Origin of the sequence: Paracoccus maritimus (genome assembly GCF_025195095.1) — a bacterium.
In the GTDB taxonomy this organism is placed as follows: domain Bacteria; phylum Pseudomonadota; class Alphaproteobacteria; order Rhodobacterales; family Rhodobacteraceae; genus Paracoccus; species Paracoccus maritimus.
In genome coordinates this window covers 141,698-151,515 of record NZ_JANAVZ010000009.1, presented here as the reverse complement: position 1 = coordinate 151,515, position 9,818 = coordinate 141,698, and the positions used below count along the sequence as shown (strand labels likewise).

The window sequence follows — 9,818 nt, the reverse complement described above, 5'->3', positions numbered from 1 at the left end:
CGGCCTGTATCCGTGACCGAGAGAACCTCTACCTGGGACATGATGCTATGGTCTGCCATAGCTTCAGGCTCTTAGCTGAAATCCAATCCCGTGCTCAGGCGGCCCTCCCCGGAGGCATACGTCGCAGACGGGTGAATCCATAAAGTACTTCATTGCCGTGGTGCATCAGTTTGAAGCTCAGGCTTTCGGCATGACCTTTCCGGATCTTCCTGGGTGCATCGCTGCAAGCGATGAGTTTTCGGGAATCTATAGAACTGCCGATGAAGCCCTGAGGCTCTGGTTCGAGGATATGCAGTATGTAGAGCCGACCAGCCTCGACGAACTGCGGGCGCGAGAGGAAGTACAGGCCGAGTTGGCCGCCGGCGCGGTGCTGATACAGATACCATTCACTGCACCATAAGCTGACTCTGATCCGCGTTCGGATTCGTCGCCCAAAGTGCGTTTAGCCGAGGTCAGGCGGTCAGGTCATAGCGCCCTCATCACCTTGTGAGAGGTTGCAGCTGTTTGCGGTCGCTGCAAGAGCGCGTGAAATGTTCGGCCCAGAGCAATCATTCACACTTCGCATAGCTAATGGCCGGACCCGGTCGAGGCTGTGACGTCACTTCACGGGACTGGTTTTACAGCAGCTCACTTTTCAAGGAATAAGAGCCGCCTGCTTGAGCGCATCGAGACCGATGTCGATGATGCGATCCTCGAACAAACCTAGCTTGCGATCCGCCGATGCCTGTCCCCCTGGCCATGCCCGAAGCTTTTCTCGAATGCCTGGAACACTTGGCTCCGCCTCCATCTCAACAATAAGCCAGTCAACCGTGGCGAGCAATTCCATGCTCATCGGCGACTCGAAGCCATCAATGAGAGCCGAGGTCGCCTCAACGGCTGGCAAATGACATTTGCCTTCCGTCCTCATGAAAAGCGTGACCACATCGCGCTTCGATTCGTCAAAACGGATCGGTTCAAAAGGACCTGCATCTGACAGCCGCTTATCGCAATGCAGATAGCTGCCATCGAGCCCGTTAAGCATGTGTTTGAGCTTGTCCGAATATGGGCCGAACTTGTTGGCGGAAAAATCGAACTCAAACTCCGGAAGCGACAGCTTGCGATTGAAACGCTCAAGGAAATAGCCGAGCTTCTGGACCTCAAGTAGAGAGCATTCGATGCCTAGGATCGAATACATCCGAATCAACTCCGCTATAGATGCGCGGGCGGCAGTCAGCTTCTCGACGCCGGTTCGCTTAGCGACATTCTGGTACTTCTTAGTTGGCTCGTAGATAAGGATCTGAACGTTCTTCAAATCCTGAAACTTCTCGACAATCAGTTCCCTGACCTCAGTCCATTCGAGCCCTCCGTTGCCAGCTCCAAGCGGCGGTATCGCTATGGAACGAATTTCGTTGCTCAGTATCACGGCCTTGAGATCGTCCAGCCCGCGTTCAACCCATTCCATCCTAGACGGGTAACGCCAGTGCGCCTTCGTCGGGAAATTGATGATCCATTTCGGTCCGAGAAACGAGTCCCGGCGCGTCACGAACATCTTTCCGACCTGCAACTCCTTCGCGCGGCAAGCTGCTTCATATTCCTTGAAGTTCTCGGGGAACGCCTCCTTAAACATAAGGGCCACCCCCTTGCCCATCACGCCAACGGTATTGACCGTGTTGACGAGCGCCTCCGCGTCGGCTTCCAGCAGATTTCCTTCGGTGAACTCGAGCATCATAGGAACCAGCTTCTTTGTGTGACGATCTCGACGGCGGTACCGTGATGGACAGCCAACTGACTAACCTGATCGCGTGTTTCGTGATCATAGCATACCATTCCGAACAGCGCGCTGACCGGAACATGCTGGTGTACCAAAGCCTCTGCTTGGTACTTTTCGAACTTATCTATGTCGTCGCGCTTGAAGTCCCGCGCTTGAAGCACAGACCAAATGATCCTGTCGAGATCATTCAGGTCATTCGAGAACTGCGCGGTTCTGAGATAGGCGTGCCTGTCGCTGAACACGAACGGGATGTTTTGGTGTCTCAGCCTATGCAGAGAGGAGACAAGAATTACAATATCTTTTAATGGCTTCTGCGGGACGCCATAGCCAGTCTTGATATTGTAGAGCATCGGCGTGTATGGCGTGAAATAAAACGGTACGTAGTCGCTCAGCGTTCCGCCAGGCACACAAGGAACGACGCGATGTGTCCGCCGCTGGATCAACTCTTGGTTGCCGATCTCCACGTAGCCTGACTGTACCGCCGCTGCACTACGGCAATGGCAGCCTGCTTGGAGCACCTGACCGATATTGTCCCTGTGGACAATTCTGAAGATCAGTGCTTTGAGAGGGTTGAGAAGTTCAGCCGACATGCTGGTGAAGCTAGACGACCTACAGCCCCGCAACAAGTAGACGTGTGCTGAAGTTTCGGGCCCCAGTCATTTCCTCGCTTGGTTGCATTGGACGCTCAGTGACGAAACTCCCCACTTTTTGCCATCAACACGTCCAAACGTAGCACAGCGAAGATCTACTCCCCACCCGCTAAGCTTGGTGCGGTGCCGCGGTCGTCCGCGGGGTGTCCAAGGTCTGCTTCGTGGGGGGGCCCGATGGTCTCGCGGCAACAGCGAAGGTCCAGAGTCCGGCCCTCGGAGCGAGACCAGCTTTGGTCTCGCTGCTGCGCGACCGAACGCTGCTCTTTTGACTTGCTGCACGCGCCAAGCCGCAGCGCAGTCAGGCCGCTTCCCGGCCTCCATCACGTACACAGGATCCGGCCTGCGCGCTTTCGGCCGATCAGCTCCCAGCAATTCGGCCTGATCTTGCGCTGCCTCACCGCGCCCCTGCATCGCGCAGCGCCTTGCTGAGGGCGTCGGCTTCCTCGACGGCCTTGCGCGCCTGGTCGCCGTTCCAGACCGCGCGGGTCTTGCCGCGCAGCCGCTCCCAAAGCGACCAGCCCTGCGCCAGCAGGTAGCCAGCGAGACCGATGATCTCGGCCACGTCAGCCGCATCGATCGGCAGGAAGACACCGAAGATCGCCAGCAGCGCGAAGATCAGCGCCACGACCTGGGCGATGAAGCTGCGATTGGTCAGGAACAGCGTCCAGCGGGGCCCGTCGCCCGACTGGGCGGCGATGTCGTTGGCCATCTTCACCGTGGCCGAAATCTCTCGAATGATGCGGATCATCAGGTCAACTCCTTACAGATCGGAAAGGCAGAGCTTCTGCTCGGCGGCGCGGCGGTTGGTCAGGCCGCGCACGACCTTGCCGCCGGCCTTGTTCCAGCGCGGCAGCTGGTTGCACGCCCCGCGCCAGTCGCCCGCGTTGGCCAGCCGCGCGAGGGTCGAGCCGCAGGCGGCCCCTGCCCCGACATTGTAGGTCCAGCTGGACAGCGCGACCTGCACGCCCGGGGGCTGCTGCGGCAGCGCCGGCACGCAGCGCGTCAGCTGATCGCGGTATTCGCCCAGGGCCGCCATCAGCATCTTGCTGCACTCGGCCGAGGTGTAGCTGTCCCCCGGCTTCACGCCGCGCGTCTCGCCGTAGCAGACCGTCCAGACCGGCGGGCTGGCGATGCGGTCGAGATAGGCTTCCGTCCGTTCACCCTCCCACGGCCCCACGAACGCCGCGGCGGCGGCGAGGACCGCGGCGGTGCCAGCCGTGGTGGCAGCCCGCTTCCTGGTCGAGAACATCGATCTGAACCACGCCCCCAGCGCGGCGAGAAACTGCGTCATCGTCATCTCTCCATGAAAAAGCCCCGCGCGAGGCGGGGCGGAATTCTGTCCAAATGTACAAGCTGACAGGCGGGCCAGATCGAGACATAAGCGACCTAACGACCGGACGGCGTGTGTTGTGTGTTACGAGTATTCCCGTCCGGTTGTTCTATCCTGGTGGCAGCAGCATGAACGGGACCGGCCTGGTCCGGTCGAACACGCGCTTGTCGCCACACTCGAATTCCAGCGACAGATAGACCGTCACCCTGCCCGGCCGGACCTGCGGCGGAACATCGAGGACCAGCCGCATCGGCGTCTCGGTGGTGCCGACCTGGCGCGCGGGCTTCTGAGAGCCGCCGGCGGACGGGATGTTCGTCTCGTCGGTGAACAGTGCGGTGCGGGTCAGCAGCGTGCACCCTGCCCCGGTCCGCGTGCGCTTCACCACCATGTTCAGCGTGATCGCCTCGCCCAGATAGACCGGCTCCTTCACGTAGCTGAACCCGGGCGCCTCGCTGATCACCCGATCCTCGCCATTGGCGCGCTTCACCTCCTGGGTCAGCACGTCCAGCTTCTGCGCGATCTCGGTCAGCTGCTCGGGGCTGGTCCAGATCGCTGCCAGCCGGTCCGTGGTGGGCGTGAACACCAGGACCAGCGAGGCGGCGAACCCGGCAAAGGCGACACGGGTCGCCCATTTCTTCGCCTCGTCCGCCACGAACGACCAGAACGGGTGTTCCTTCTCTGCCATGTCTTCCCTTTCAGGCTGAGGCGTATCGCTGGCGCCGAGTGGAGGACGACAGAGTGGCGATTTCTACGGGCAGGAACACTCCCAGCTCACCCATACGCATCCGGGAACCAGATCGGTCCGCCGAAGACGTTCTCGAGATGCGCGTAGATCTTCAGCCGGTCCTTGTCGGTCGGGATCTGATCGGTGGCGAACATCGCGTAGAGATCGAATTCGGCGGTCTCGGCGCCATTCGGCGGACCCAGGGTGAAGCCGGTCCGGACACCGCTGAGGCCGCGGTCCGTCAGGATCTGGCTTCTGAGCTTGGCGTCGCTTGCGAGCGCCACACCGGGATCGGTCACCTTGAGAACCGTCCGCTCGCCGCTGGCGCGCAATTCCCACTCGACCAGGATCGGCCGACCGTCGAAGTATTCCGAAGGCACACCGCAGAACGTCCAGCCGCCCTCATAGTCGAGGACGAGGATATGACCGAAGGCGGCATTGTCGGCGTCAGCCTTGATCGAGAAGGTCCCCCCGCCGGTCGCCTGGAACAGGATTTCCTCTTCGGCCATCTGGTCGTTCAGGCTCACGAGCAGCATCCCGTAATTCGGAGCAAAGCCCGTCAGCGTCGCGGACATCGGATCGGCCGAGAAGACCAGCCGATCTCCGGTCAGGACAGGCCTCGCCGCCTCGCTGGCCGCGGCGTACCCGTTGATGTTGCCGACCGGATCCCCGTTCGCGGCGACCATGCTGCCCGCAATGTCGGTGTAGATGGTGGCGGTCGGAACCTCGACGACGGTGCGGGACGCCGGCAGCAAGGCCGGCAAGGCTTCACCCTGGTAGGGTTCCCAGACAACTTCCGCCGCCGTCTCGCCGCCAAGACCCGCGGGATAATAATCCTGGGCGATCTCCCATGCCAGCGCCTGGAGATACTGCGCCTCGTCCGCGGTGACCGAGGTGCTGCCGATCGCGTTCGGCAGGCCGACGGGACTGGTCGCGAAGAGCACCGCGTAGGCAAGGCACCAGTCGGCATATGATCCCAGCCGCGAATGCATGTAGGCGTGATGGCCATTGTTGTTGACCCAGCCGGCATCATCGGCGTGGTAGTCGTAATAGCTGCTGATCGAGGCCGGTTTCTCCGGGCTGCCGTCCCGCACATCGTCGTGCAGCCTGATCTCCAGCAGATGGAACGGGAGGATGTAGACCGAGATATCGGAATGTCCGTTCGCGACCAGCCGCGATTGCAGGAACTGCTGGCGCACCCGAACGGGAACATCCGTGCCCAGTGCCCTTTGGCGCCAGTCGTCCCGAACGCCATCGGTCGGCGTCGCGCCGTCATCGATCATCGGCTGACGCGGCCCGGCCAGGAAGATGCTCTTGATGCCCTGTTGCGCCGCGCGCTGAACATAGAGCCACTCGCCTTCAAAATCCGTCTGCGCGCCGAGCATGTGTTCCCGGTCGTGCCATCGGCAGGGATCCGCGAACTCGCCATTGGAGCCGCCGGAGGCACGCTCCCAGATCACCAGCGCCTGAAAGTTCGCCAGGTCGTTCCGGGGATCGTTGCCGGCGGGGAAGGTCCCGAAGTTCCAGGTGCTCCAGGTGCCGTTCGCCGGACCGATGATCGCGCCGTTGCCGATCCCGGGCAACCCGCCGGGCAACGGCCCGGCTCCGCCCACCACGGGCCCGAACCGGGATCCGGTATAGGCAGCCCGAAACAGCTGGCTCCATTCATGCGACGGGCGCGCAGGATCTTCGTTCACCCCCCAGGTATCGAACAACCACGAGGCCGCCTGGCTCTCGCCCTGGACCATGATGTTGGCGGTATTGAGGTTGAGCCCGGTATTGATCAGCGCGAACGCCGCCACGGTGATCGAGGCCGAGGACAGCACCGGGCCCCCGGCGGCATTGGTGGCGGAGAAGGTGATCACAAACTCGCCCGAAGACCCGGCCGCATAGGAGAGATCGGGACCATCCGCCGTGACGGATGCGGTGACGTCCGTTCCATTGAAGGTCGCCACGAACTCGACGGTGATCGGGGTGTCTCCCTGCCAGGTCGGCGGAACGATCGTGATTGTATCGCCCTGCTGCGGCGATGCCGGGCTGATGGTCGGCTCGGTCGCGACCGAAGGCGCGACCGGAATACGCTGGACCGTCACCGTGACCGTCTCGGTCCTCGTGCCAGCGGCATTCGTGGCGGTCTCGGTGACGGAAACGACACGGTTCGCGCCGGTGATCGGGGGCGTGTAGCTTAGTTCGCTGAACTCGGCATCGACCAGGCTGCCATCGACGCGCAGGACGCGTGACACGGTCATCGGCTCGTCGCCTGCATAGACGCCGGCCACGAAGGTGATCTCGGTTCCCTCGCCGACGCTGCCGGCCGATGCCGATGGCGCCGTGATCGTCGTGGGCGGGACCGGCGCGTCGCCCGCGTCGCCTTTCAGGATATCCCAGATCGCGCCGACATCGGGGATCTCGCCGGCCGCGACCAGGTCCCCGATCGTCTCGCCGCTCAGGGGGAGGTCGATGACCTGGGCGCTGAGGCCCATGTTGATGATCAGCTTCATTCGGGCGCCTCGGTGACATGTTCAAGGATCGGGATGGCGACAGTCGCCAGCTCGGGGATGTAGACGGTGAACCCGTTCCGCTCGACGCGCAGGTCGAGATGGTTCTCGCCGATCGGCCAGTCGCTGGTGTCGGCCGAGAAGATGACGCACAGGAGATCCTGCCTTGGCGTGACGGTGACCGGTCGCAGCACGCCGCCGAGACGCGCCTCGCAGCGGATATTGTCGGCAGGGAAGACCTGGTCCCACTCGGCCTGATCGAAGGCGAGCGCGGCCCGCAAGGTCGCCCCTTGCTTCAGGCCCATGGCGATGATGTTCGGCATGACGATCTCCCTCAGTACCAACGACCGATCGCCAGGACCGTGGCCCGCGATCCTGCGACGGCATTCGCACCTCCGGACTGGGTCCGGAACTGCAGCGAGATGGAGCTGGCGCTGCCGGTGCCGGCGGTCGTGATGGTGATCGCATCGCCGACGGCCGTGACGGCATTGCCGAGGACGACATCCGCATTCCCGGCAAATTGATGGGGATAGGTCCAGGGGTTGTTCACCAGACCGATGGATTCCTGCACGGCACGGCATTCCAGCCGGCCCTCTGCTGTCTTGTAGTACTGCCCGTTGGCGTTCGAGCCGATCTCGGGGCGCCGATCCAGGATCCAGCGTGTTCCGTCGAACACCGCCTCGGTCTCGACATCGGTCCGAATATAGCCGGCGGGCAGCGAGGCCCCGGTGATCGTCCGGCACTGCCGCGCACCGGTGCCGTCGAGATTGATCGTCGCGGACCCGGTGTTGGGTTGCGTGGCGCGGAAGCGGATCTTCGTGCCGATCTCGATCGACCCCGGCGGATAGCCTGCCGAAAGCACCAGCGCGTTCGCCGTGCTGCCACCCTGGAATGTCGCATAGCCCTTCGTCGAGAAGAGCTGCAGCGCGCTGTTCAGCTCCTGCCAGAACACCACCAGCCACGCGAGGAAGGCGTCCATGTAGGCTGAGAACGTGCTGGGGTTGTTTCGGTTCGGCGCCGGCGGCGGCGTGGTAAACGGCATGGCAATACACCCGCTCGCCGGCGGGCTCCCTTCCAATGGTTGCGGGGCTCAGAGCAGGCTTTCGACTTCCAGCGAGCCGAAGCTGTAATGGGTGCTCAGTGGCACGGCGAAGTCGCGATAGAAGCCGGGCACCGAGGTCGCGAACCGGTCGGTGCCCACCCCGGCATAGAACACCGCGACGGACGCCCGGATGCGCGACATGATCGACTGGATCCGCCGTGCATCCTCGGTCGGAAAGACGAACCGGAAATCGACCGTGCGGGTGAAGCCGCGCTCGACCACGACCGCGCCCCCGAAGTCATCGCGCTCCTTGATCGAATAGTCCTGAAGACCGATGGTCGTATCCACCAATGTGCGGCCGATCGGATGATCCTGTCCGATCAGGATCTCCCCGACACTCGCGGTTCCTCCCGGGGCCGAGATCTGGATCGCCAGGGTGGCACCTGACCAGATCGGAAGATCGCGCAGGATCAGGTCCGGGGAACTGCTGATCTCGCCGAAGCAGTATGACCAGGCGTCATGGACCGAAACCGTCTCGATCAGCGCGTGCGTCACGTCGTGGATCACCCCGTCGATGGGATCGGTGATCGTCACGCGCAGGGTGGCGGCGTCCATCCCGAACACGGCGATCGCATCGGTCGTCCGGCCGAGGATCCTCCAGCGTGCTGTCGGCGTCTTCGCCGGTCTTGCCGCCTGCCAGTTTCGCCTGCCGGGCGGCCCGCATCGCGGCCTGCGCCGAGCGCGCCTCGGTGCCCTTCACCAACACGATGCAGGGCTGCTCATGGGCCTCATCGGCATAGAGGGGAATTCCGGTTGCCGGGTGCCTGAGATGCAGGCGCCCTGCGGTCTCGGCGCCGGCGCGGCTGTCGAACTGCGTAAAATCCATCGGTCTGTTCCTTGAGGGTCCGGGTTCAGGATGGGCCGCCGCGGCTGAACCACGTCCACGGCGGCCCGGTCGCGCCCCCTGGCGGGCGCGATGGGATCACGCGCGCAAGACGGCCGAGTTGACGCGGACCTCGCCGGTGAATGGAAGCGCTGGAACGCGATCAGCGGCAAGTCACTGGACAAGGATGTGTTCGGCGAGTTCATCGAAGAGAACGCCAATGACTTCCTGGACCCCACACCAGCGCTGCTGAGCCAGGGCACCGACAAGGCCGAGCCGTGGGAAGTGCGCATGATCCAGATCGCGGCGCGCGTGCAGGGCAGGTTCGGCCAGTATTCGACGCTGAACATGCTGTCACGCGAGTTCAAGGTGCATGAGACGGGCCACATGAACGTCACCACAAACCGCGACACCGGCGAGGCGAAGGTTCAGTTCCTGACCGAGCACAAGGACCCGGACGGACAGCCCCTGACACTGCCCAACCTGTTCATGATCGCGATCCCGGTCTTCGAGGAAGGCGCGCTCTACAGGCTGGCGGTGCGCTTCCGCTATCGCAAGGCCAACTCCGACGTGAAGTTCATCGTCCAGATCTACAATCCGGATGTCGCCCTTCGCGACGCTGCGCGCGAGGCCATGGCGATCGCACGGGATGCAACCGGGGTTCCGCTGATCATGGGGATCCCTGAAACGACCGTCTCGTGATGCCGCTGGAATTCACCCACCGCGGCATCCCCATCCGCACCTTCGATGTCCCGTGCACCCCGTTCGTCTGGGTGCACGAGGAAACCGACGGCCACGGCACGGCGGAGTCGCTGCAGGAGGCACGCGCACAGATCGATCGCCACCTGTCCGCACTGGCACGTTCCGGCGCTTGAAATGAAACGGGACGCCCGAAGGCGCCCCGTGGGGGTCCCAGTTCTGGCATAAGGACACCGCGCGTG

At 63.0% G+C, this 9,818-nt stretch carries 13 protein-coding genes; 3 read left to right on the top strand and 10 right to left on the bottom strand.

Annotation, left to right across the window (positions count from 1 at the left end):
- The first annotated feature begins 157 nt into the window (after positions 1 to 157).
- A complete protein-coding gene (locus MU516_RS15565; RefSeq protein WP_311319116.1) occupies positions 158 to 400 on the top strand; it encodes a type II toxin-antitoxin system HicB family antitoxin in 243 nt (80 codons plus the stop codon).
- 234 nt (positions 401 to 634) lie between these two features.
- Here the strand turns inward: MU516_RS15565 and darG are convergent, their stop codons facing one another.
- The 10 genes from darG to MU516_RS15515 all read right to left on the bottom strand — a co-directional run bounded on the left by darG (position 635) and on the right by MU516_RS15515 (position 8,880).
- A complete protein-coding gene (darG, locus tag MU516_RS15560; protein ID WP_260278193.1) occupies positions 635 to 1,708 on the bottom strand; it encodes a type II toxin-antitoxin system antitoxin DNA ADP-ribosyl glycohydrolase DarG in 1,074 nt (357 codons plus the stop codon).
- Positions 1,705 to 2,340: a type II toxin-antitoxin system toxin DNA ADP-ribosyl transferase DarT gene (gene darT / locus MU516_RS15555; RefSeq protein WP_260278192.1), complete on the bottom strand. Its 636-nt coding sequence runs from the start codon at positions 2,338 to 2,340 to the stop codon at positions 1,705 to 1,707. Before darT ends, darG begins: the two co-directional genes overlap by 4 nt.
- Before the next feature lie 454 nt (positions 2,341 to 2,794).
- Complete coding sequence (locus tag MU516_RS15550) at positions 2,795 to 3,148, bottom strand: hypothetical protein (protein ID WP_260278191.1); 354 nt, start codon at positions 3,146 to 3,148, stop codon at positions 2,795 to 2,797.
- A gap of 12 nt (positions 3,149 to 3,160) precedes the next feature.
- Positions 3,161 to 3,697: a lysozyme gene (locus tag MU516_RS15545; RefSeq protein ID WP_260278190.1), complete on the bottom strand. Its 537-nt coding sequence runs from the start codon at positions 3,695 to 3,697 to the stop codon at positions 3,161 to 3,163.
- 142 nt (positions 3,698 to 3,839) lie between these two features.
- Positions 3,840 to 4,415: a hypothetical protein gene (locus tag MU516_RS15540; RefSeq protein WP_260278189.1), complete on the bottom strand. Its 576-nt coding sequence runs from the start codon at positions 4,413 to 4,415 to the stop codon at positions 3,840 to 3,842.
- 86 nt (positions 4,416 to 4,501) lie between these two features.
- Positions 4,502 to 6,955 carry a hypothetical protein gene (locus MU516_RS15535; RefSeq protein WP_260278188.1) on the bottom strand — a complete coding sequence of 818 codons (2,454 nt, stop codon included), beginning with the start codon at positions 6,953 to 6,955 and terminating at the stop codon, positions 4,502 to 4,504.
- Positions 6,952 to 7,275 carry a hypothetical protein gene (locus MU516_RS15530; RefSeq protein WP_260278187.1) on the bottom strand — a complete coding sequence of 108 codons (324 nt, stop codon included), beginning with the start codon at positions 7,273 to 7,275 and terminating at the stop codon, positions 6,952 to 6,954. The genes MU516_RS15535 and MU516_RS15530 overlap by 4 nt, the downstream gene beginning before the upstream one ends.
- A gap of 11 nt (positions 7,276 to 7,286) precedes the next feature.
- Positions 7,287 to 7,994 (bottom strand): hypothetical protein, encoded by a 708-nt coding sequence (locus tag MU516_RS15525; protein ID WP_260278186.1) that lies wholly within the window; start codon positions 7,992 to 7,994, stop codon positions 7,287 to 7,289.
- A 48-nt stretch (positions 7,995 to 8,042) separates the two neighbouring features.
- A complete protein-coding gene (locus MU516_RS15520; protein ID WP_260278185.1) occupies positions 8,043 to 8,618 on the bottom strand; it encodes a hypothetical protein in 576 nt (191 codons plus the stop codon).
- Entirely contained in the window at positions 8,512 to 8,880 is a 369-nt protein-coding gene (locus MU516_RS15515; RefSeq protein WP_260278184.1) for a hypothetical protein, read from the bottom strand. Before MU516_RS15515 ends, MU516_RS15520 begins: the two co-directional genes overlap by 107 nt.
- Positions 8,881 to 8,970: 90 nt before the next feature.
- Here MU516_RS15515 and MU516_RS15510 point away from each other — a divergent pair, with 90 nt between their 5' ends.
- Complete coding sequence (locus MU516_RS15510) at positions 8,971 to 9,579, top strand: YfdQ family protein (protein ID WP_260278183.1); 609 nt, start codon at positions 8,971 to 8,973, stop codon at positions 9,577 to 9,579.
- On the top strand, positions 9,579 to 9,752 hold the full coding sequence (locus MU516_RS15505; RefSeq protein WP_260278182.1) for a hypothetical protein: 174 nt from the start codon (positions 9,579 to 9,581) through the stop codon (positions 9,750 to 9,752). The genes MU516_RS15510 and MU516_RS15505 overlap by 1 nt, the downstream gene beginning before the upstream one ends.
- The last annotated feature ends 66 nt before the right edge of the window (positions 9,753 to 9,818 follow it).